The sequence below is a fragment of the Thermostichus sp. MS-CIW-38 genome, assembly GCF_054058415.1.
Genome location: NZ_JBSSAH010000052.1, coordinates 1 through 19,143, shown reverse-complemented (window position 1 = coordinate 19,143; position 19,143 = coordinate 1). Strand labels below are relative to the sequence as shown.

Genomic DNA, 19,143 nt, shown 5'->3' with positions numbered 1-19,143 from the left:
GAAGTAGGGGATTCTCATGCGGACGAAGGGACTTGAACCCTTACGCCTTGCGGCACTAGATCCTAAGTCTAGCGCGTCTGCCGTTCCGCCACGTCCGCAAAACCTGCATGACCCAACTGGTTACCTGCGCCAGCATTCCAGTTGGAGCCCGCCCACCTATGCTAACCCAAGCCGGCTCTGGCTAACCCGGCAGCTGGGCAACAGCAACCTTCAGATCATCTGTGGCGTCCAGAACCACCCAACCTTGCCCCACCGCCCGCTTCCACAGCTCAAAGTGGAGGTGCGGCCCAGTTACCGCTCCGGTCGCCCCCACATAGCCGATGACGGATCCCCGCTCTACCACTTCCCCCGGTGTTACAGCAACTTCGGACATGTGGCCATAGCGAGTGCGCCGACCGCCGGCATGCTCCAGCACAACGGTGATCCCTAGACCCCCCAGGGATCCCGAAGTGACCACCTTGCCGCTTAAAGAGGCCAAGATCGGCGTGCCCATGCTGGCCCCCAAATCCACTCCAGCATGAAACTCCGGCTCTCCGCGGATGGGGTGAATTCGCATGCCAAATCCAGAAGTAATCGGCACCGGGTGAGGTAGGGGGTAGAGCAGTCGTTCGTCACCTGCCGCCAGTTCAGGCAACCTTGGCGTTTGCGGTTCAGGAGCTTGGGGCTGGCTGGGATCCTCAATGCGAATCTCTTGGCCAGGGGCGAGGATGATGCGGCGACCGGAGCTGCGTTCCATCAGCACCACCGGCACCCCACTTTCAGGCTGAGCATGGGGAACCCGGTCATGGTTCTTCTGGGGCTCAATCACAATCTCACGGCCCATGACCGTCTCTGTGCGGGTTTCTGCCTCAAGGGTCGCAGGGCTGCCCTCTCGTAAAGGAATGGCTCCATCCAGCAGCAGGGCTGCTGCCCCAGGCGTGTCTAGGGCCGGTTCCACCATGGGCGGCGGGGGCAAAGGGGTTGGTTGGGTTTGGGCCAGCAGAGCAGTGGGATAAAACCAGAGCAGAGCCAGCCCCAGCTTCAGCCAAAAGCGCAGCCGCCGAGCTCGGGGGGAGAAAAGGCGCGCTGCCATAACCCAAAGCTTCATCACCGAGTTCAACACAGGCCACATAAAAAACACAAGAGAAATTACAGGCTATCGCCCGCCGGCATGTGATAGCTCAAGCGAACTTGGTCGGGTGTAAGCGTCCGGATGGATTGCTGCTGTTGCAGATGTCGCTCCCCTTGTGTTTGTACTCGCACCCTTCCATCCTCGGCAAGGCCCAAGATCGTGAGGCTAGTCCCCCTTTCGAGCCATTGGACTTGCGGCTTGACCATCCAGGCTTCGTACTCTGAGCGAACGGGGGCAAATCCCCCTTGCAACCAGACGTGGAATCCCTGCTCCATCCCCTGCAGAACCCAGCCGGCAATCTCGGTGCGGTCGAGTGAGCGGTGCAGAGGGGATCCCAAAATTTGGGCTAAGGTGATTGCCCCAATGGGAACGGGGTTGTTGACATTCACCCCCACACCGGCCACCAACCCCAGCAGTTGCCCGCCCCCCCCAAAGCGGCTTTGCACCAGGATCCCCCCCAGCTTGAGCAGAGAATCCGGGCGCTGCTCGTCCACCACCACCAAATCGTTGGGCCATTTCAGCCGCAGCGGGATCCCAAGGTTTTGCCGTAAGCAGCCCGCAATGCCCCAGCCCAAGGCCAGGGTCAGTTCCAGCAGCGAGTGATGCAAAGGCGGGGATCCCAGCCAAACGGACAGGTATAGTCCCCCCGGCTGCGAGTGCCACACCCGCCCATGTTGACCTTGCCCAGCCCGTTGGCGGGTGCTGACCAAAACTGTGCCCACTGGCAGCGGCTGTGGGAACCGACGGCCCCAGTCCAAGAGCAGCCGATTGGTGGAATCGGTCACCGCCACCTGCAGCAGATGGCGGCCCCACCGGCCCGTTCGGGATCCCAGCCGCGAGGGGGAAAGCATCTCCGTCCAGGATCAGCTCAACACAATATCTTCCGCCGGACGCTGGGCCAGCCGCTTGAGGTTTTGGTAGCGCAACATGTCCAGCAGATCATTGCCCGAGCGCCCCTCCAGACGGGCCTCCACATGCAGCGCCTGCCCTAGGGCCTCCACCGCCTGCAGCCGCGGGATCCCGCGCAACACCAGGCGATCCACCGCATAGGCGTCGGCAGCCAACAGACGGCGGTCATTGGTTTGGTCGCGGCGCAACTGCCAGAGGGCCAAGCCACTCAAACCACCCGAAACGGTTGCCCCCACGGGATCCTGTTGTACGGCCTCGAAGATCAAGCTCAACCCCCCCAGAGCTGCTATGGCCAGGTAAAAGTCGATCTGCCGCGACACCGCCCGACTGTAGTAGCCCACCTTGTGCAGGAACAGCCCCGCCCGCTGCAGGGGGGTAAATTGCCGCCACTCGTAGGGCTTGATGAACAGCCGCATCTGCCGTTCCCAGGGCATTTGCCGACGGCCTTTGATCACCACCGTTTGCCGTTCCGAGGCGGGCAAGATCTTCACACTCTCCCGCATACTGGCTGGCAGCAGATCCAACAGGCGCTCAATCTCCGCCTGATCCAGAACGTAGTTTTCGTAGCCGTAGTATTCCGAGTTCATGCCGGGCCTGCTCCTCAGCTTAGTCCCATCGCCTGACGCATCTCTCGCACCGCCCGATCCAGCCCCACCAGCACCGCTCGACTGATAATGCTGTGGCCGATGTTCAGCTCCTCCATGCCAGGGATCCGCGCCACTGGGCCGACATTCCAGTAAGTAAGACCATGTCCCGCATTCACCCGCAAGCCCAGCTGAAGAGCCTGTTGGCTGGCCTTTTCCAGGTGGTCAAGTTCCACCTGCCGCTGAGCTGCGGATGAGGCTTCTGCATAGCGCCCCGTGTGGAGCTCCACCCAGCGGGCTCCCACTTGGGCAGCAGCGGCAATTTGGGTCGGATCTGGGTCGATAAACAAGCTGACGGGAATGCCGGATCCCTGCAGTTGGCCGACCACATCCCTGAGGCGCGACACCTGCCCCGCCACATCCAACCCACCTTCGGTGGTGATTTCCTCCCGCCGCTCAGGAACCAAAGTGACGTAGTCAGGCTTAATCTCCAGGGCAATCGCCACCATCTCCTCGGTGGCTGCCATCTCTAAGTTGAGGTGGGTGCGCACAGTTTGCCGCAACAGCCGCACATCCCGATCTTGAATGTGACGGCGATCCTCGCGCAAGTGCACCGTAATGCCATCTGCCCCCGCCAGCTCGGCAATCACCGCTGCCGCTACCGGATCTGGCTCCACCGTGCGGCGTGCCTGTCGAAGGGTGGCAATGTGGTCGATGTTAACTCCAAGACTTAACAAGGCTTTACTGCTTTGGGTGTAGAGGAGAATACCCCTAGTATTACATTATTCAATTTACGCCGGTCAGATGAGCCAGGATGCCATGGGCCTCAGGCCGCGAGGGTGTAGGCTTTACTCTATGATCAGGTAGCGACGTCTCGCCTGTGCGGGATCCACTCCGGGCTTGCCATGACTGATCCAGATGCCTCTCTGGCGGTGGGACAACACTCCATTGTTGACCGGGCGCGAGTGCCGGCCTTAATTGCCCAGTACTTGCCGGTGGAGATCTGCATTTACTACCAAGTCGTCCCCTTGGCCCTGGATACCGACAGCCTCATCTTGGGCATGGTGGATCCCCAGGATTTGGCGGCGTTGGACTATGTGAGCAAAATGCTGGCCTATTCCCAGATTTCCGTCCAGCCAATCCCTCTCACCGCTCAGCAGCAGCAGGATTTAATTGCCTACTACTTCAGCCATCCCCCCGACCCGGCAGAGGTGGAGCGGCTGCGCCTCCAGGCCCAAGCCAACCGGGTGACTCGGGAGGTTCCTGCTCCTGCGGCGGGGCCCCCCACGCAGTTGAGGCCAACCCAGCCTCCGTCCGTCCCCGCCGACGAATCAGAAGAGACAGTGCAGCAGTTGCTCAACTCGATGCTGCGGCGGGCTTTGGATGAGAAAGCCGAGCAAATTTTCGTGGAGCCTCAAGAGGGGCCTTCTTGTCGAGTGCGCTACCGCCAGCAGGGGATTTTGCGGGATCTGTTCAAAGATCTCTCCGAGTCCATACGAGCGAAGTTGATCACCGCCATGAAGCGGATGATGGCGCTGGATCCGGAGTTGATCGGGGAGCCGCAGCAGGCAGAGGTGGAGCGGATGTACCGGGGGGAGCCACTGGTGTTGCAGTTGCGCATCATACCGCAGCGCTCCAAAAGTGGCCAGACTGCCGCCTCTAGAGAAGGGGCCATCTTGAGCATCCTGCGAGGGGAAGCTCTCCAGAAATATCAACAAGGCCAGAATAACCTCCGCGTCTCTGAGACCCTAGCTTTGGCCCAACAGACCTATCAACTGCTGCAACAATTGCAAAGTGCTCTCAGCAACACAGTTGACAAGCTTAAGCAGTACCCCAGTCCGCCGCGGAGCGACTGGCCACTGATGACGGAGGTGTTGGCAGCTATTCAAGCCCAAGCCCAGATGATCGCCATCCACCAGCAGGACTGGGAAAAACTCAATTCCGGCAGTTGACCCCCCAAAACCAGCCCCGAGCAACATCCCTTCAACGGGATCCCTCCCGCAGCAGCACCAAAATCACTCCGGCAATGATGCTGATGGTGGCACCGGCAATCAGGCTGGTGGCTAGACGTTCCAGCCGTTCCCCGATGGTTTGTGAGGTGTCGAACTTAAAAGTGAGCTTTTCGACATCACCTGAGAGCTTTTCGACATCGCCCGAGAGCTTTTCGACATCGCCCGAGAGCTTTTCAACCCGCTCCGAGAGTTTTTCGCTATCCCCTGAGAGCCGATCGATCCGCCTCAAAACTTCCTCTTGTTGTTGGGTGAGACGAGCTATTGCTTGGCTATTGGCCTCGACCAGGCGCTCGACTCGCTCTAGGCGCTCTTCTGTTGAAATCGTCATAGGGGCTAACAGTCGCGAGTACGGTACACCAGAATACCCATCCTATGCTATTGCCGGCTATTCGTCTCTCCGGCAGGGGTTTAATGGGAGGGCCTCCCATTCTGCTGCCCTGGATTGGGTGCGGTAATCTTGAGATCGTGAAGTCTTGTTCGTTAGCTTCCATGCCGTCAAAAGATCCAACTCCTCTGCCCAAGCCCCAGTCGCCATCAGGGGAAACCCCTGCCAGCTCGGGATCCCGCAGCTGGTGGCAGGCGCAACGGGAAAACCTTCTGACGGTGGTGCTGGCTCTGTTGCTGGCCTTCGGCATTCGCACCTTTGTGGCGGAGGCGCGTTGGATCCCCTCCGATTCGATGCTGCCCACTCTGGAAGAAGGGGATCGGCTGGTGGTGGAAAAGGTCAGCTACCGCTTTGGTTCGCCCAGACGAGGCGATATTATTGTTTTCAACCCTCCCGCCAAACTGAACTTCGACGGGGCCTACATCAAGCGGGTGATCGGCCTGCCGGGAGATCGCATTCGCATCGCCAACGGTGAGGTCATCATCAACGGGATCCCGCTGCGGGAAGACTACATCTATGCCCCCCCCGACTATTCTTGCCCTGGCGAGCGCTGTCCTGGAGTTCCCAATCAGGGATCCGAATTCGTGGTTCCTCCCCGCTCCTATTTTGTGATGGGGGATAACCGCAACGACAGCCAAGACTCCCATGTGTGGGGTTTCTTGCCGGAAGAAAACATCATCGGCAACACCATTTTTCGCTTTTGGCCCCCAAATCGCCTACACTTTTTCGCCCCGCCAGAATATCCTGAGCTTCTTCCAGAGGCCCAAGTGTTGGGCAACACAGCCCGGTAGAAAGCCAGCTTGACCCTGTCGGGACTGCTCAGTGCAGCCGCTCCAGCACATAGTCCACCATCTGAAACAAAGCACGACGCGCCGCAGAGTCCGGCAGGCTATACAGCGCTTCGGCAGCCCGCTGGGCGTAGTCGCGGGCCAACTGACGAGAGCGTGGGATCCCTTCGCTTTGATACACCCACTCCAGGGCCTGCTTCAGATCTTGCGGGTTGGACAGTTCCCTGAGAATGAGCTCTCGCATCTGGGGAAATTCCTCTAGGGCAAACAGAACGGGTGCAGTGAGGTTGCCCTGGATGAGGTCGGATCCCACAGGCTTGCCAAGCGTCTCTGCCGAAGCGGTGAAATCCAGCAGATCGTCGACAATCTGAAAAGCAATGCCCAGATCCCGCCCAAAATCGAACAGGCGATCCGCCACTTCCTCGCTAACCCCGCTCAGCAGGCCAGCAGCCTTGGAACTGCCGGACATGAGGGAGGCCGTTTTGTAGAAGCTCTTGGCCAGGTAGTCTTCCATCGACACATCCGGGTCGAAGCGGGTGAGGCTCTGGCGCACCTCTCCCTCCGGCAAATCCATGATTACTTTGGAAAGGAGCTTCACTACCTCCAGGTTGTCCAGATTGGCCAAGTACCAAGCAGCTTGGCCGAAGAGGTAATCCCCCGCCAGCACGGCTATCCGATTGTCGAAGAGGGTATTCACCGTATCGATGCCCCGTCGCACATCGGCAGCGTCGATGACATCGTCGTGAACCAGGCTGGCCGTGTGGATCATCTCAGTAATCTCTGCCAAGCGCCAATGCCGTGGGGTAATCTCTCCATCTGGAGTGGTGGCGCGGGCGATGAGGAGCACAATGGCTGGCCGGATCCCTTTCCCCCCCGCCGAAAACAGATGTTCGGCAGCCATGGCCAGGATGGGGTGCTTGGCACTGACCAACCGCGTCAGGTTCTGGCGTAAACGCTCCAGATCCGCTTCTACAGGGCCAAAGGGGGAGAGCACAGAGGTCATGGAGCCAAAGTATGAGAGGTTTTACAAAATTTCACATCTTTTTCTATTGTAGAGTACCCCATCGTTCTCGGGGAAAACCAAGCGGTATCATGCAGGCAGTCCTTTGCCCTTTTTATGTCGGATCCCGTCCCCCCACTTCGATCTCATTCCGTTCCACCGCTCCCTTCAGAACCCGATTGGGAGGAGGAGTGGGAGCTGGCGCTGGAAAAGCCGCCGCTGTCTGGGCGGGCCCAGCCTCACCATCATGATCCCCAGTCTCGGCGCAAGTTGACCAACCGCTTGGCTCGCATCGAAGGGCATGTGCGTGGGATCCGCTCCATGATCGAGCAGGATCAGCCCTGTCCAGATGTGCTGCTGCAAATTGCCGCCGTCAAGGGAGCGCTGGATCGGGTGGCGCGGCTGATTTTGGACGATCACATTCGCCACTGCATCCGCCATGCCATCGAGACCGGCAATATCGAAGTGGAGCTGGAGGAGTTGCAGCGGGCTCTGGATCGCTTTATCAGCTAAGTCTCGATGGCCAGATTTAACTTGATGAAAGTCTCCCCTTGCTTGGCTCAGGGGAACGCCAAACTGGGCTGTCAATATCTGCAGCGGGGGCTGGCCGTTGTGATGCTGCCTAGTACCCCAGGTCATTCAGAAGGTTGGGGGGAGGGCTGGGCATAGCGCTCCAGCAGGGATGCGCTTTTCAGTTGCCACTGCAGTCCCATGAAGGCCCAGTCGATAAACTCGTTGATCTCCTCAGCGCTGAACTGCATGGCTTTGCCGATCTCGAAAATTAGCTCCTCTTCTTTTTCCACCAGCTGGCTATTCACCACCGCCATCGCCGCCAGATCCCGCAGGATCAAGGCCCCTGCCGCATTGCGCATGGGCGGGATCCGGCTGATATCCAAAGGCGCACCTGTTTCATCCGCCAGATAGGTCTGGGCCAGTGGCGCTTCGATGCCTACCCCTTCTGCGATTTGCATGAAGAAAGAGGTTTCTTCTTCGTCCAACTGGCCATCCACTCGGGCCACCGCGATCAGGGCCTTGAGGTAGAGCTGGCGCTGCTCGTCTGTCAAATCGGCGTAGTTGATCATGGGAGTTGCTGCTGAGTGTAGGGTTTTCTCTTCAACTCTGCCATGAAGGTTGCCTTCCAAACCGGGGTCGGACATTTTCCAGTCAAGTTCCAGTCAAGCAGAAAATCGCTTAAAATAAAAAGCCTGTGTCTACCGGCCAAACGCCAAAGGCTCGGAGCGGGGCTCTGGAGCTTCAGCAGGCTTGGCGGGTCTAGGCGAACTCTTTTTTGGATTTTTTGGATCTTTACAGCTTGCGGAGCGTCCCCCAAGGAGTGGATACCCCATGGTCAAATTGCGGCTCAAGCGCTACGGAAAAAAGCGGCAACCCAGCTATCGCATCATCGCCATTGAAAGTAAAAGCCGCCGTGAAGCCCGTCCGCTAGAGGAACTGGGTTACTATAACCCGCGCACCAAGGAGACGGTTTTGCAAACGGCAGGCTTGCTGAAGTGGTTGCGTTGTGGCGCTCAGCCCACAGAGACCGTGGACAGTCTCCTCAAAAAGGCCGGCATCTACGAGATGTTGAAAGCAGGGGAAGGGGGAGTGGTAGCCTCGATTCGCATCCCGGCCATGGCCAAGCCTGAAGCTGGGATCCCTGAGGCGGCAGAAGAGGCCCCTGCAACAGAATCCGTGGCCGAGGCTGAGGTCGCCGATGTTCCCGAGTCTGAATTGAGCGAAGCTGCCACCGAGACAGCAGCGGCAGAATTAAGTCCTCCAGAAGCTGAAGTTGAAAAGCCTCAGGTTGAGGAAGCGGTTGAGGCCTAGGGTCGGCTAAGCTTGGCTTGGCCAGTTGTTCCCTCCTGTCGTCTAGCTCTCTATGCCAGACTACAAGGCTCTCGCCCATCTTTTGATCGAACCGCTGCTCAGCAGCGCCTCTCTTCAAATGGATGTGGAAACCACCTGTGGCGGGCGAAAGGTATGGCTGCGGCTGGCCTTTGACCCGAAGGATCGGGGGCGGGTATTCGGGCGGGGCGGGCGCACCCTGCAAGCGATTCGACAGGTGATGATGGCCGCAGCTCAGTTGGCAGGTCAATCTCTGTACATCGATATCTACGGAGAGGCGGGAGAGCGGAATCGGGAGGAGCGGGAATGAGCCAAATTCTCACCTTTCTGGGCAAGGGGGGCGCAGGTCGGAGCACCTTGGCCGTGGCGGCAGCTCGGGCCGCAGCCCAGCAGGGGCGGCGGGTGCTGTTGGTGGGCCATCAGGCGGGGCCGGGGCTGGAAATGCTTTTGGGCGGGATCCCGCTTTCCGGCGAGCCGGTGACCATTGCTGCCAACTTGAGCGTGGTGCAGTTGCGGACAACCCAGCTGCTGGAGCAGTTCTGGACGGCGGCCAAAGAGCTGGAAGCCCGATACGTGCGCACCCCCTTTTTCCGGGAGATCTACGGCCAGGAACTGGGGGTGTTGCCGGGCATGGATCAGGCCCTGGCCCTGGAAGCTCTGCGCCGTTACGATGCCAGCGGCCAATACGACTGCATTCTCTACGATGGGCCAGGGGATCTGACCACCTTGCGGGCCTTTGGGATCCCGGAGGTGGCCAGTTGGTACTGGCGGCGAGCCTCCCAAGCTTTTTTGGGATCCGACTTGGCCAAAACCCTGCGACCCTTTGCCGAGCCCTTGTTGCGTTCGGTAAGCACCGTGGAATTTTCCTCCCTGGAGGATCTGCCAGAGCGGTTGGGGGGCATGACCAACCTTTTGGAGCAGGGACGACAGGCTATTGCCAATCCGCGCCGTGTGCTGGCCCACCTGGTGACCACCCCAGACCCGATGGCCGTGCAAACCGCCCGTTACCTTTGGGGGAGCGCTCAGATGGTAGGGCTGACGGTGGGTGGCCTCTGGGTCACCCCTCTGGCTCCGGGGGAGGTCTCGGCTGCCGATTTTTTCCCGCTGACAGTACGGACACTCCCCCTGCGTCAGGGATCCGATTGGTCGGCTTTGGAAGCAGCGGTGGGGGGGATGTTCGCTGTGCCGGATGTGCCGCCGCCCGTGGCCATCGACGAGGGATCCCGTACAGTCAAGCTGTTTATTCCCGGCTTCAGCAAGGCGCAAATCGAGCTGAGCCAGTCAGGCCCGGAGCTGACCATTACCGCCGGGGATCAGCGGCGCAACTTGTTCTTGCCCCCCAGCTTGGCGGGTCGGCAGGTGACCGGGGCCAAGTTTCAAGAACCCTTCCTGGTCATCAGCTTCGGCTAAAACGGTCCCCAGTTGTTCCCCTCTGTTCGCGTTAGCGGTATGGAGTCCTTGGGAGAGAGCGATGTTGGCCAAACGGATCATTCCCTGTCTGGATGTGGCGGCAGGGCGGGTGGTGAAAGGGATCCAGTTTGTGCAATTGCGGGATGCCGGGGATCCGGTAGAGCTGGCCCAGGCTTACGATCAGGCGGGGGCCGATGAGCTGGTCTTTTTGGACATCACCGCCACCCACGAAGAGCGGGAGATTTTGTTGGAAGTGGTGCGGCGCACCGCAGAGCAGGTGTTCATTCCCCTCACGGTAGGAGGAGGGATCCGCGATCTGGAGGGGATCCGGCAACTGCTGCGGGCCGGGGCAGACAAGGTCAGCCTCAATTCGGCGGCGGTCAGGGATCCGGATTTGGTGGCTCAGGCCAGCCGCTGGTTTGGATCCCAGTGCATTGTGGTGGCCATTGATGCTCGCGCCAAGCCGCAGGGAGGGGGATGGGAGGTATACGTGCGCGGGGGGCGGCAGCCGACGGGCCTGGACGCGGTGGAGTGGGCCAAAAGCGTGGCCGAGCGGGGGGCAGGGGAGATTTTGCTCACCAGCATGGACGCCGACGGCACCCAGGCCGGCTATGACCTGGAGCTAACCCGGCGGGTGGCCGAGGCGGTGTCGGTGCCGGTGATTGCCTCAGGAGGAGCAGGGGAGTGTGCTCATATCCGCCAAGCTCTGCAGGAGGGAGGGGCGGAAGCGGCTCTATTGGCCTCGCTGCTCCACTATGGCCGGCTGACGATTGCGCAGATCAAAGCCGACTTGGCCGCCCATGGCATTCCGGTGCGTTGCTAACTCTGCGAGGGATCCTATGCAAGCTCAGGATCTGGCTGCTCTCTTGCCCAAGGTAAGTCGGCTGGCGGAGGCGGCAGGACAGGCTATTTTGCCCATCTACAGACAGGAGCAGCTTCAGGTAAGGGCCAAGGCGGATGCCTCTCCCCTTACAGAGGCGGATCTGGCCTCCCACCACCTGATCCTGCAGGGCCTGCAAGAGTTGACCCCAGGGATCCCGGTGCTCTCGGAAGAATCGGGCGGGATCCCTTACCCAGAGCGGCAACAGTGGGAGCGGTTTTGGCTGGTGGATCCCTTGGATGGCACCCGAGAGTTTATCGGGCGCAACGGCCAGTTTACGGTGAATATTGCTCTCATCGAGGAAGGGATCCCCATCCTGGGGGTCGTCCATGCCCCAGCTCTGGGCCTCACCTACGCGGCTGCGCAAAAGCTGGGAGCCTGCAAGAGGGAAAGGACTCCGTCCTGCGTTCACGAACAGCCCATCCGCACCTGCCCTTACGCCCAAGAACCCCTACAAGTGGTGGCCAGCCGTTCCCACAGCAACCCGGAGACGGAGCAGTTCCTCGAGCGGCTGCGGCAGCGCTGTGGCTCTCTGGAAGTGAAGTCTGTGGGCAGTGCCCTAAAGCTTTGCCTTGTGGCCGAAGGATCTGCCCATCTCTACCCTCGCTTCGGCCCCACCATGGAGTGGGATACTGCCGCTGCCCAGTGCATTGTGGAGCAGGCGAGGGGAAGGGTTACCGATCTGGCAGGGGATCCCTTGCGCTACAACAAGCCCGACCTGCACAACCCGCCCTTTGTAGCGGCTGCCGAAGGCATGGCCCAACTGTGGCAGAACCTGATCCCCTGAGCGAAGCTCCGGCTACATGCCCATCTCCGTAGGGTTAAAGCCATCCGGGAACTTGGTGTACTCGTCGTAGAGGGCACCGCGGAAATGGGTGTTGGTGATGATGGCTCCGCGCAGATCGGCCCCAATCCGCAGATCGGCTCGGTTCAGCTCGGCTTCGCTGAGGTCGGCCCTGAGCAGCTTGGCTCGGTAGAGGTTGGCCCCCCGCAAGTCTGCCTTCACCAACTTAGCCCCAATCAGGTTCACCCGTCGCAGCTTGGCTCCGCGCAGGTCGGCTCCCGAGAGATCTGCTCCCGACAAATCCGCCTCGCGCAAATCTGCCCCACTCAAGTCGGTATCCCGTAGGATAATGCCCTTCAAATTCGCGCCACTCAACTGCGCTCCACTCAGGTTGGAGCCCGAAAAATCCCGTTGGCCAGACGCATAAGCCTGCAACAGTTGCTTGGCATCCAAGAGAGGCTTGATACTTGCTGTTGTCATCGCTGTTTGTTCTCTCACAAAACCGTAGGCAAACTAACCTCAGCCCTGCCGGAAGCAGGCTGTGACCCTTTCGCAGGTTGATTACCCTCTGGGGATCCCTGGCACTCGAGGTGGAACGCTTTACCGACAAACCTTGCCCCCCTGGCCGGCAGAAGGGCTGTCAGAGTTCTTGTTGGTTAGCTTACCACCCCCCGGCCCAAACTCAGCCCGGCAAGCCTTGAGAGTCGGAGGAGAGCGACATTCCGCCTGTTAGAGCTGGTCAATCTCCTTGCGCAAATTTTCCAACTCCAGATCGACCTCGCTCTCACTTGCGGTGGAAGGTTGGCCTGAGGACTTTGACCCTCCAGAGGGCAACTGACCCTGGATCGACGCCTTGAGCATCAGCAGCTCGTGATCTACATCCGAGCCACCCGCCTCCAAAGCGGCAAACTGGTTTTCCAAATTGTCCACCGCCAGCTCGGCCACTGCCGCCGACTGGGCCTCCAGGGAGTTCACCTTCTCCTCCATACGCTCAAAAGCAGCAAAGGCGCTTGTGGCGTCCACCCGCCCGATAACCTGATTGATTTGCTGGGAAGCCTTGGCGGCGCGGGCGCGAGCGATGAGCATGTCCTTTTTGGTCTTGGCCTCAGCGATCTTGCTCTCCAGCTTGGTCATGTTGGACTTCAGGATCTCCACCTGCTTAGTCTGCTCATCCAACTGCCGCTTCAGGCTTTGGGCAGTCTCGGCAAAGGTTTTCTTGCGCACCAGCGCTTCCCGAGCCAAAGCTTCGTTGTTGTTGCGCAGGGCCAACTCGGCGCGTCTTTGCCACTCATCAACACTCTGCTGTGCTTGCTCATACTGCCGCTCTATCCGCTTCTGGGCAGCAATGGCCTGGGCAACCGCTTGCCGCATCTGGTAGTGATCCTCAGACATGTCCTGAATAGTCTGGTTCAGGATTTTCTCCGGATCCTCGGCGCTGCTGACCAGCGCATTGATATTGGATCTAATGATTCGGCTGACCCGATCGAACAATCCCATCGGTTGCTTCCCCCTCTAGCGGTCTGACCTAATGCTACCCTTGCTGCTCTGATGCCTTCCAGTGCTTCTACTCCAGTATAGGGATCCATAGGGCTCCGCTGAAAAAAGCTGTAACGTTCTCTTGCCCCAATACCCTCCAGAGCCGATAATGCTTGCTTAACTTCGTTTGCTGACCGACAATCCCTGTTCTCTGATCGGGGCCATCCGCAGGTCGAAACGAAGTTGAGTTTGGCCAGTGTTGTTGGGAGTTCTCCGCCCCAGGTTCACGATTCAGGAGAGGGATCCGTGGCTCAGCGCCCGATTATTCTGGGTATTGTTGGTGATAGTGCTGCTGGGAAGACCACCCTTACCCGCGGCATTGCCCAAGTCTTGGGGGAAGAAAACGTCACTGTCATCTGCACCGACGACTACCACCGCTACGACCGCAAACAACGCGCTGAACTGGGGATTACAGCCCTCCATCCCGACTGCAACTACCTGGATATCGTTCAGCAGCACCTGACGCTCTTGCGCACCGGCCAGCCGATCCTAAAGCCCGTCTATAACCACAGCACCGGCACCTTTGACCCGCCAGAGTATGTCAAGCCCAACAAATACGTGATTGTCGAAGGGCTGCTGGGCTACTTTACCCGTGGTATGCGGGATAGCTACGATGTCAAGGTTTATTTGGCTCCCCCAGAACATTTACGAGCCCTTTGGAAGATTAAGCGGGACACCCGCAAGCGCGGATATACCGAAGAGCAAGTGCGAGAAGAGCTCAAAAAGCGCGAACCCGACTCAGAGGCTTTTATTCGTCCACAGCGCCAATGGGCCGATGTAGTGGTCACCTTTTACCCGCCCCAAGAGGGATCCAACCAAGACGAGGTATTGCTGAATGCACGCTTGGTGCTGCGCCCCACCATTCCTCACCCAGATTTTTGGCAAATCCTCAATGCCCGCGACAATCACCTTAGCTCTGCCATTCGTTTGGATTTGGATCGGGATATGGGCAAGCCCGTCGATGTTTTGCAGATTGATGCCCATGCTACGGCCAGCCAAGTGATTGAGCTGGAGCGGATGCTCTGCAACGAAATCCCTTACCTGGGCAAGTTCTGTAGCTTAGAGGGAAACCCCAACATCGGCCAGTTGATCGGCACCACCGGCGAGCTGCTCCAGAGCTATCCCCTGGCTTTGACTCAATTGCTGATCACCTACCACATGCTAAAAGCGGCCCATATCTACCAGTAGAATCCGTGGCGGCGAGGAATCCCCAGTTTCACAGGATCTGCAGGGGAGGGCTAGGCTCAGCACTGTAACCTGATCCTGGAGCAAACCTTTGTCAGCTTCTGCCAAAGACATGGGCTGTGCTGGAATTGAACCAGCGGCTCCCACCGTGTCAAGGTGGTACTCTACCACTGAGTTAACAGCCCCTACGAGCGATGCCGCTGTGCATCTGTCTGAAGGCCGGAAACAAATAATATCACATCTTAACCTGTCCCATTGGGGTCAACCTAGGTGGAGAGTGGACAGGTGCCCTATTTCAAATCAAAAAGGGGATCCGGTCAGCAACTGGTAGTGCAACACCTGGGGTGGGCGAGCAAAGTAGGGCCCGATGAGGGCACGCCAGCGGACAAAGTTTTCCGATTGGCGAAAGTTGACCAGATGGGCCTCTAGGGATCCCCACTGAACGAGCAGTAGGTATTGCTGAGGGTGCTCCAGACAGCGCTGCAGTTGGTGCCCTTGGTAGCCGTCGGTCTGCTGCAAATAGATGAAAGCTTGAGCGATGGCGGCTTCAAAGGCGGCTTCAGAGCCGGGGGTAATTTCAAACTGAGCCACCTCAAGGATGGAGGAAGCAGTCATGGGTTAGGTATGCAGGCCGCATTCGGTTTTGCTTGTGCCCTTCCAGCGTCCAGAGCGGGGATCCGCCCCTGGCTCAACAGGCGCAGTGCAGTGGAGGCAGCCGATACTGGGGTAGTGGCGATCGTGCAGGGGGTTGTAAGGGATCCCGTGGTCAAGGATGTATTTCCAAACTTGGCCATTTGTCCAGTCAGCCAGCGGGTTGAGTTTGAGGCGGTTGCGCTTGCCGTCCCACTGCACCTTGCCGATATCGGCGCGGGTGGGGGATTGTTCCCGACGCATCCCTGTAATCCAAGTGGTGCAACCGGCCAGAGCACGATTCAAGGGCTCCACCTTGCGGATGTTGCAGCAGAGGTCGGGGTTAGAGCGATACAGTTCTGGCCCGTATTGAGCTGCCTGCTCTTCCGGGGTAAGCAAGGGCTTGAAGATCTGCAGTTGCAAGTGGGGGTAGCGCGCCAACACCTGCTCCCGCAGTTGTAGGGTTTCCGGGAAGTGAAAATCGGTGTCCAGAAAAAAAGCGCGAACACGGGGGTTAATCGCCGTGAGCAGATCGATCAGCACTAGGTCTTCCGGGCCAAAGCTACAGGCCAGCACCAGCCCATCTCCAAATTCTTCAACCGCCCAGGTGAGCAGGTCGCTTGCCGACAAAGGCTCAAACCGTTCGCTCAGGGACGCCACTTGAGGTTGATACTGCTCCCGCAGCGCTTGAGCCGCCAGCTCCCAGCGGCTAGAAGGAGAAAGGCTTGCTGTCATAGGGGGAAGACACCGAACTCGACGATTTTTGCTTTTTTTAATCTACACTAATTCGGTCAAGCTTTAGGGGTTTTGATTACCAGGCGGCAGCGGGCAGAGGGAGAGAGCGGGATCCCTTGGCCCGGAGAGGGATTTGTCCCCAGCGATCCCGTCGGATCCCCATCACCAAGCCGTGCCAGAGGGGGCTGGGATCCAATGCCGGCAACTTAACCCAGTGGTAGCGCAACACCCCTCGCCGTGGGTTCACCTCCAGCTCAAACACCCGCAGAGCCGAAACCGGCCCCACCAGAGGAGGTGCTGTCAGGTAGGGGATCCCATCGCGGACATACACCTTCGGCACATGCAGGTGGCCACTCAGCACCGCCACCACCCGTCCGTGACGGGCCAAGAGAGCGTGTAGCGCCGAGGCTGGTTCGCTGAGGAGCCGGTACTTGCGAAACAAAACCGCGTCCATTTGAGTGGGAGCAATGAAGGGCGGCTGATGGATCAGCAGGATCAGCCATTCTTCCGGCACCGTTTGCAGATGTTCGCCCAGCCAGTGCAGTTGGGAGGGGCGGAGCACGCCCTGAGGCAAAGGGAAGCGTCCCAGGCTGGCGTCGAGGGCAATCAAGCGGATCCCGGGCAGAGGGGAAAGGCTGTAATCGACGTAACCGGTGGGAGCCGGGGACAGGGGAAATTGGCTTTGGCACCAACGGATAAACTGATCCCGGTTGAAGCGTCCCTTTCTCCCTAGGGTGTCGATATCGTGGTTGCCCAGGCTGAGGTAATAGGGCACCCGCAGTTGGGCAACAATCTCCTGGAAAGATTGAAAGCTCTCCGGATCCGCTTGATCCACCAAATCCCCGGTAAACACCACGAAGTGCAGATCGGGCACCTGGTTGAGATGGGCAACGGCGGCTTCCAACTGGCGGCGGGGGGAATCGGACATCCACCAACAGCGGCACCCCGTCTCGGGCATCAGGTGGACATCTGAGACTTGAGCAAAGCAAATGCGTTGGGTTGCCATTGTTTAGGTACTTATTCACACCTCACGCCCGCATCATAGTCAATGAGGGGCCGGGGGGCTATGGGCTTCTCTTAACCTCAGCTGGGAGCCATCGGCAACTGGGGCACAGGTAGGGCTGTGAAAGGGGCGCGCAGACTGGTCAAATTGGTCTGAGAGGGTTTCCCAGGCTGTCACCCCCAACTTTTCTCCCAGCAGGATGGATTGAATGGATCGATGAGTAGCAAAGCGGTCTGTACCCTTTGCTCCATCCCATACTTCCCGGCTCTGGAAAACTGCCGGATACAGCGCTTCAACACCGACCACATCCCCTCAATCCGATTCAACTTTGGTGTATACACAGGCAAGGGAGATTGGGTCGCCAAAATCCGGTTTACCCCCTTGCCCATCAAGCCGTGGGATCCAACCGCATCAACACCTGCCCAAACTCCACCGATTGCCCATTGCTCACCAAAATCTCGGTCACCACGCCTGCCGCTTCGGCCTCGATCTCGTTCATCAGCTTCATGGCCTCGATGATGCACAGGGTTTGGCCCTTGTTCACCCGTTGGCCAACCCGCACAAAGTCAGGTTCACCTGGAGCTGGGGCGCTGTAGAAAGTGCCCACCATTGGTGACGTCACGTCTATCCAATGGCTGGGGGTGGATTTGGGAGCAGTGGGAGGAGGGGGCGCTTCTGCAGGAGCAGGAGGAGGCGCAGAGGAGACAATAACCGGACTGGCGGGGGTGGAGGAGAGCTCAGTCGGGATCCCTTTGCGCAAGGTGAGGCGAAAATCTTTGAACTCCAGAGTTAGCTCGGTAACATCGCTCTCTTGCAGAGCGGCCAGGAGAAGACGAATTTCCTGCCAATTGACAACATCCAAGGGAAGGTTCACTCCTGATGCATCACCTGTCCACAACAGAAATCCATAACCGAAAAGGAGAGGGAGAACTCACTCCCGGCCCAGATAGGTGTCGGTGCGGGTATCGACCCGAATCCGTTCTCCAACCTTGATGAACAAAGGCACCTGGATCTCAGCACCGGTCTCCAGCTTGGCCGGCTTGGTTCCCCCAGTGGCGGTATCTCCTTTCACCCCTGGATCTGTTTCCACCACTTCCAGAACAACGGTGTTGGGCAGCTCCACATCGATCACCTGCCCATTCCAGCGCAAGATTGACACTTGCATGTTTTCTTTCAGATATTTCACGGCGGAGCCAATTTGGGCGGCGGTAATTGGAGCCTGCTCATAGGTCTCCATGTCCATAAACACCAAGTTGTTCCCTTCCGCGTAGAGATACTGCATCTCGACTTTTTCGATGGTGGCTGCGGGCAGGGTTTCACCGGCGCGGAAGGTTTTCTCCACAACGTTGCCAGTCTGCATGTTTTTGAGCTTAGTGCGCACAAAGGCTGCCCCCTTGCCGGGTTTCACATGCAGGAACTCGATCACCTTGTAGGGAGCTCCGTCAATTTCTACAGAGACGCCAGGGCGCAAATCGTTGCTTGAGATCATGTCAGCAGAGGGATCCGTTGCTTAGACTTCCCAATCTTACCGTGACGATGGGGCACTCCGTTCGCGCTGGGGAGGCGGAGTCCGATTCAGCCCTCTGAGATCAATCGGGGGCTGGCGACCGTAGAGGGGCAGCACCTCCTGCCACTGAGGGCGCAATCCGGCCCGAAAATCGGCGCGGGCCAATTCTGCCAACGCCACCACAGGTGCAGAATCCACAAAATCGGCGGCATTCACGGATAGAGCTTGCGGCCACTGTCGGAGAGTTGCCTGCCAAGCCTCTTCCTCCCAGAGCCGATCGGCCACTTCTGCAGCGACACCCTCTTCTGTCACCCGATATACGCCGCCATACCACTCTTCTCGTTTGGCGTCCATCTGCACCGCCACCGTCAAGGGCTGGGGCGGGGATCCCTGCCAGATCCACACATGGCGGGCTAGGACGGCCAAAGCCGAGTAGCCAAACACGGGAATGCCCAGTTGCTGGCCCAGCAGACGGGCCACGCTCACCCCCAAACGGCTGCCCGTAAAGCTGCCCGGCCCCAAAGCTACAGCGATCCCAGCTATCTGCGACCAAGCCTGACCGGCCAAGAAGACTTTCAAGCAGGGGTGCAACTGCGCTGCCATCTCCCGATCCAGCCACCAGCTCTGACTGCGGGTTTCTCCCAACCCTGGCTCCAACGGCAGCAGGGCCAGGCCCAAAACGGGCGTGGTGGTGTGGATCCCTAAAATCCAGCGGACAAGCGACATGGCCTCTCTCAGGATCAAAAAAGGTAGTTGACGAAACTTAACGGATGTTTTAAGTTTAGGTTGTCAATCTTCGCGCTTCCTTAGGGAAGTTTGTCCTCATGACTACTGTTATCCAA

At 59.0% G+C, this 19,143-nt stretch carries 24 protein-coding genes and 2 tRNA genes; 9 read left to right on the top strand and 17 right to left on the bottom strand.

Annotated elements, in window-relative coordinates; translation table 11 throughout:
• Positions 1 to 17: 17 nt before the first annotated feature.
• From ACVWXZ_RS13255 to ACVWXZ_RS13235, 5 genes are all read right to left on the bottom strand, one after another.
• A tRNA-Leu gene (locus tag ACVWXZ_RS13255) sits at positions 18 to 98 on the bottom strand.
• A gap of 83 nt (positions 99 to 181) precedes the next feature.
• The gene (locus ACVWXZ_RS13250; protein ID WP_457441890.1) at positions 182 to 1,072 is read right to left on the bottom strand and encodes a M23 family metallopeptidase; all 891 of its coding nucleotides are present in this window, start codon (positions 1,070 to 1,072) and stop codon (positions 182 to 184) included.
• Positions 1,073 to 1,128: 56 nt separating this feature from the next.
• Positions 1,129 to 1,962, bottom strand: coding sequence for a biotin--[acetyl-CoA-carboxylase] ligase (locus ACVWXZ_RS13245; protein ID WP_457440816.1), 834 nt, complete (start codon positions 1,960 to 1,962; stop codon positions 1,129 to 1,131).
• 12 nt (positions 1,963 to 1,974) lie between these two features.
• Positions 1,975 to 2,607 carry a DUF3318 domain-containing protein gene (locus ACVWXZ_RS13240; RefSeq protein ID WP_011432111.1) on the bottom strand — a complete coding sequence of 211 codons (633 nt, stop codon included), beginning with the start codon at positions 2,605 to 2,607 and terminating at the stop codon, positions 1,975 to 1,977.
• Positions 2,608 to 2,621: 14 nt separating this feature from the next.
• Positions 2,622 to 3,341 (bottom strand): pyridoxine 5'-phosphate synthase, encoded by a 720-nt coding sequence (locus tag ACVWXZ_RS13235; RefSeq protein ID WP_414383724.1) that lies wholly within the window; start codon positions 3,339 to 3,341, stop codon positions 2,622 to 2,624.
• Positions 3,342 to 3,509: 168 nt separating this feature from the next.
• Between ACVWXZ_RS13235 and ACVWXZ_RS13230 the strand changes: the two genes are divergently transcribed.
• The gene (locus ACVWXZ_RS13230; RefSeq protein WP_457440814.1) at positions 3,510 to 4,556 is read left to right on the top strand and encodes an ATPase, T2SS/T4P/T4SS family; all 1,047 of its coding nucleotides are present in this window, start codon (positions 3,510 to 3,512) and stop codon (positions 4,554 to 4,556) included.
• Between the two features lie 31 nt (positions 4,557 to 4,587).
• Here the strand turns inward: ACVWXZ_RS13230 and ACVWXZ_RS13225 are convergent, their stop codons facing one another.
• Complete coding sequence (locus tag ACVWXZ_RS13225; RefSeq protein ID WP_011432108.1) at positions 4,588 to 4,944, bottom strand: hypothetical protein; 357 nt, start codon at positions 4,942 to 4,944, stop codon at positions 4,588 to 4,590.
• A gap of 161 nt (positions 4,945 to 5,105) precedes the next feature.
• On the opposite strand from ACVWXZ_RS13225, the gene lepB reads away from it, so the two are divergent.
• Positions 5,106 to 5,792 carry a signal peptidase I gene (gene lepB, locus ACVWXZ_RS13220; RefSeq protein WP_041436160.1) on the top strand — a complete coding sequence of 229 codons (687 nt, stop codon included), beginning with the start codon at positions 5,106 to 5,108 and terminating at the stop codon, positions 5,790 to 5,792.
• Between the two features lie 28 nt (positions 5,793 to 5,820).
• On the opposite strand, the gene sds is transcribed toward lepB, so the two are convergent.
• On the bottom strand, positions 5,821 to 6,792 hold the full coding sequence (sds, locus tag ACVWXZ_RS13215) for a solanesyl diphosphate synthase (protein WP_041436149.1): 972 nt from the start codon (positions 6,790 to 6,792) through the stop codon (positions 5,821 to 5,823).
• A 114-nt stretch (positions 6,793 to 6,906) separates the two neighbouring features.
• Between sds and ACVWXZ_RS13210 the strand changes: the two genes are divergently transcribed.
• Positions 6,907 to 7,302: a metal-sensing transcriptional repressor gene (locus ACVWXZ_RS13210; RefSeq protein WP_011432105.1), complete on the top strand. Its 396-nt coding sequence runs from the start codon at positions 6,907 to 6,909 to the stop codon at positions 7,300 to 7,302.
• A 122-nt stretch (positions 7,303 to 7,424) separates the two neighbouring features.
• Here the strand turns inward: ACVWXZ_RS13210 and ACVWXZ_RS13205 are convergent, their stop codons facing one another.
• Complete coding sequence (locus ACVWXZ_RS13205) at positions 7,425 to 7,871, bottom strand: TerB family tellurite resistance protein (protein ID WP_457482618.1); 447 nt, start codon at positions 7,869 to 7,871, stop codon at positions 7,425 to 7,427.
• Between the two features lie 262 nt (positions 7,872 to 8,133).
• Here ACVWXZ_RS13205 and rpsP point away from each other — a divergent pair, with 262 nt between their 5' ends.
• The 5 genes from rpsP (at position 8,134) to cysQ (ending at position 11,708) form a co-directional block, all read left to right on the top strand.
• Positions 8,134 to 8,613 carry a 30S ribosomal protein S16 gene (gene rpsP / locus ACVWXZ_RS13200; protein ID WP_011432103.1) on the top strand — a complete coding sequence of 160 codons (480 nt, stop codon included), beginning with the start codon at positions 8,134 to 8,136 and terminating at the stop codon, positions 8,611 to 8,613.
• A 52-nt stretch (positions 8,614 to 8,665) separates the two neighbouring features.
• Positions 8,666 to 8,941, top strand: a complete 276-nt coding sequence (locus ACVWXZ_RS13195) for a KH domain-containing protein (RefSeq protein WP_011432102.1) — start codon at positions 8,666 to 8,668, stop codon at positions 8,939 to 8,941.
• On the top strand, positions 8,938 to 10,041 hold the full coding sequence (locus ACVWXZ_RS13190; protein WP_457482617.1) for a Get3/ArsA fold putative tail anchor-mediating ATPase NosAFP: 1,104 nt from the start codon (positions 8,938 to 8,940) through the stop codon (positions 10,039 to 10,041). The genes ACVWXZ_RS13195 and ACVWXZ_RS13190 overlap by 4 nt, the downstream gene beginning before the upstream one ends.
• Positions 10,042 to 10,102: 61 nt before the next feature.
• Positions 10,103 to 10,864 (top strand): imidazole glycerol phosphate synthase subunit HisF, encoded by a 762-nt coding sequence (gene hisF, locus ACVWXZ_RS13185; RefSeq protein WP_414383710.1) that lies wholly within the window; start codon positions 10,103 to 10,105, stop codon positions 10,862 to 10,864.
• Between the two features lie 16 nt (positions 10,865 to 10,880).
• Entirely contained in the window at positions 10,881 to 11,708 is an 828-nt protein-coding gene (gene cysQ, locus ACVWXZ_RS13180) for a 3'(2'),5'-bisphosphate nucleotidase CysQ (RefSeq protein WP_457482616.1), read from the top strand.
• A gap of 12 nt (positions 11,709 to 11,720) precedes the next feature.
• Here the strand turns inward: cysQ and ACVWXZ_RS13175 are convergent, their stop codons facing one another.
• Together ACVWXZ_RS13175 and ACVWXZ_RS13170 are read right to left on the bottom strand one after the other, a co-directional pair.
• Complete coding sequence (locus ACVWXZ_RS13175) at positions 11,721 to 12,185, bottom strand: pentapeptide repeat-containing protein (protein ID WP_457440805.1); 465 nt, start codon at positions 12,183 to 12,185, stop codon at positions 11,721 to 11,723.
• A gap of 249 nt (positions 12,186 to 12,434) precedes the next feature.
• Positions 12,435 to 13,202 carry a PspA/IM30 family protein gene (locus tag ACVWXZ_RS13170; RefSeq protein ID WP_011432097.1) on the bottom strand — a complete coding sequence of 256 codons (768 nt, stop codon included), beginning with the start codon at positions 13,200 to 13,202 and terminating at the stop codon, positions 12,435 to 12,437.
• Between the two features lie 285 nt (positions 13,203 to 13,487).
• Here ACVWXZ_RS13170 and ACVWXZ_RS13165 point away from each other — a divergent pair, with 285 nt between their 5' ends.
• Complete coding sequence (locus ACVWXZ_RS13165; protein WP_457440803.1) at positions 13,488 to 14,429, top strand: phosphoribulokinase; 942 nt, start codon at positions 13,488 to 13,490, stop codon at positions 14,427 to 14,429.
• A gap of 110 nt (positions 14,430 to 14,539) precedes the next feature.
• Here ACVWXZ_RS13165 and ACVWXZ_RS13160 read toward each other — a convergent pair.
• The 7 genes from ACVWXZ_RS13160 to tsaB all read right to left on the bottom strand — a co-directional run bounded on the left by ACVWXZ_RS13160 (position 14,540) and on the right by tsaB (position 19,027).
• A tRNA-Val gene (locus ACVWXZ_RS13160) sits at positions 14,540 to 14,611 on the bottom strand.
• A gap of 115 nt (positions 14,612 to 14,726) precedes the next feature.
• Positions 14,727 to 15,041 (bottom strand): antibiotic biosynthesis monooxygenase family protein, encoded by a 315-nt coding sequence (locus tag ACVWXZ_RS13155; protein ID WP_414344235.1) that lies wholly within the window; start codon positions 15,039 to 15,041, stop codon positions 14,727 to 14,729.
• A gap of 3 nt (positions 15,042 to 15,044) precedes the next feature.
• Positions 15,045 to 15,791 carry a phosphoadenylyl-sulfate reductase gene (locus ACVWXZ_RS13150; RefSeq protein ID WP_011432094.1) on the bottom strand — a complete coding sequence of 249 codons (747 nt, stop codon included), beginning with the start codon at positions 15,789 to 15,791 and terminating at the stop codon, positions 15,045 to 15,047.
• 76 nt (positions 15,792 to 15,867) lie between these two features.
• Positions 15,868 to 16,797, bottom strand: coding sequence for a metallophosphoesterase family protein (locus ACVWXZ_RS13145; protein WP_414419539.1), 930 nt, complete (start codon positions 16,795 to 16,797; stop codon positions 15,868 to 15,870).
• A gap of 385 nt (positions 16,798 to 17,182) precedes the next feature.
• A complete protein-coding gene (gene accB / locus ACVWXZ_RS13140) occupies positions 17,183 to 17,656 on the bottom strand; it encodes an acetyl-CoA carboxylase biotin carboxyl carrier protein (RefSeq protein WP_011432092.1) in 474 nt (157 codons plus the stop codon).
• A gap of 69 nt (positions 17,657 to 17,725) precedes the next feature.
• Positions 17,726 to 18,283 carry an elongation factor P gene (gene efp, locus ACVWXZ_RS13135; RefSeq protein WP_011432091.1) on the bottom strand — a complete coding sequence of 186 codons (558 nt, stop codon included), beginning with the start codon at positions 18,281 to 18,283 and terminating at the stop codon, positions 17,726 to 17,728.
• Between the two features lie 36 nt (positions 18,284 to 18,319).
• Complete coding sequence (gene tsaB, locus ACVWXZ_RS13130) at positions 18,320 to 19,027, bottom strand: tRNA (adenosine(37)-N6)-threonylcarbamoyltransferase complex dimerization subunit type 1 TsaB (protein WP_457404173.1); 708 nt, start codon at positions 19,025 to 19,027, stop codon at positions 18,320 to 18,322.
• Positions 19,028 to 19,143: the final 116 nt, after the last annotated feature.

Coding starts and splice junctions, on each gene's coding strand:
- ACVWXZ_RS13250 (WP_457441890.1), bottom strand. CDS start 1,072: ATGGCAGCGCGCCTTTTCTCCCCCCGAGCTCGGCGGCTGCGCTTTTGG.
- ACVWXZ_RS13245 (WP_457440816.1), bottom strand. CDS start 1,962: ATGCTTTCCCCCTCGCGGCTGGGATCCCGAACGGGCCGGTGGGGCCGC.
- ACVWXZ_RS13240 (WP_011432111.1), bottom strand. CDS start 2,607: ATGAACTCGGAATACTACGGCTACGAAAACTACGTTCTGGATCAGGCG.
- ACVWXZ_RS13230 (WP_457440814.1), top strand. CDS start 3,510: ATGACTGATCCAGATGCCTCTCTGGCGGTGGGACAACACTCCATTGTT.
- ACVWXZ_RS13225 (WP_011432108.1), bottom strand. CDS start 4,944: ATGACGATTTCAACAGAAGAGCGCCTAGAGCGAGTCGAGCGCCTGGTC.
- lepB (WP_041436160.1), top strand. CDS start 5,106: ATGCCGTCAAAAGATCCAACTCCTCTGCCCAAGCCCCAGTCGCCATCA.
- sds (WP_041436149.1), bottom strand. CDS start 6,792: ATGACCTCTGTGCTCTCCCCCTTTGGCCCTGTAGAAGCGGATCTGGAG.
- ACVWXZ_RS13210 (WP_011432105.1), top strand. CDS start 6,907: ATGTCGGATCCCGTCCCCCCACTTCGATCTCATTCCGTTCCACCGCTC.
- ACVWXZ_RS13205 (WP_457482618.1), bottom strand. CDS start 7,871: ATGATCAACTACGCCGATTTGACAGACGAGCAGCGCCAGCTCTACCTC.
- rpsP (WP_011432103.1), top strand. CDS start 8,134: ATGGTCAAATTGCGGCTCAAGCGCTACGGAAAAAAGCGGCAACCCAGC.
- ACVWXZ_RS13195 (WP_011432102.1), top strand. CDS start 8,666: ATGCCAGACTACAAGGCTCTCGCCCATCTTTTGATCGAACCGCTGCTC.
- ACVWXZ_RS13190 (WP_457482617.1), top strand. CDS start 8,938: ATGAGCCAAATTCTCACCTTTCTGGGCAAGGGGGGCGCAGGTCGGAGC.
- hisF (WP_414383710.1), top strand. CDS start 10,103: ATGTTGGCCAAACGGATCATTCCCTGTCTGGATGTGGCGGCAGGGCGG.
- cysQ (WP_457482616.1), top strand. CDS start 10,881: ATGCAAGCTCAGGATCTGGCTGCTCTCTTGCCCAAGGTAAGTCGGCTG.
- ACVWXZ_RS13175 (WP_457440805.1), bottom strand. CDS start 12,185: ATGACAACAGCAAGTATCAAGCCTCTCTTGGATGCCAAGCAACTGTTG.
- ACVWXZ_RS13170 (WP_011432097.1), bottom strand. CDS start 13,202: ATGGGATTGTTCGATCGGGTCAGCCGAATCATTAGATCCAATATCAAT.
- ACVWXZ_RS13155 (WP_414344235.1), bottom strand. CDS start 15,041: ATGACTGCTTCCTCCATCCTTGAGGTGGCTCAGTTTGAAATTACCCCC.
- ACVWXZ_RS13150 (WP_011432094.1), bottom strand. CDS start 15,791: ATGACAGCAAGCCTTTCTCCTTCTAGCCGCTGGGAGCTGGCGGCTCAA.
- ACVWXZ_RS13145 (WP_414419539.1), bottom strand. CDS start 16,797: ATGGCAACCCAACGCATTTGCTTTGCTCAAGTCTCAGATGTCCACCTG.
- efp (WP_011432091.1), bottom strand. CDS start 18,283: ATGATCTCAAGCAACGATTTGCGCCCTGGCGTCTCTGTAGAAATTGAC.
- tsaB (WP_457404173.1), bottom strand. CDS start 19,027: ATGTCGCTTGTCCGCTGGATTTTAGGGATCCACACCACCACGCCCGTT.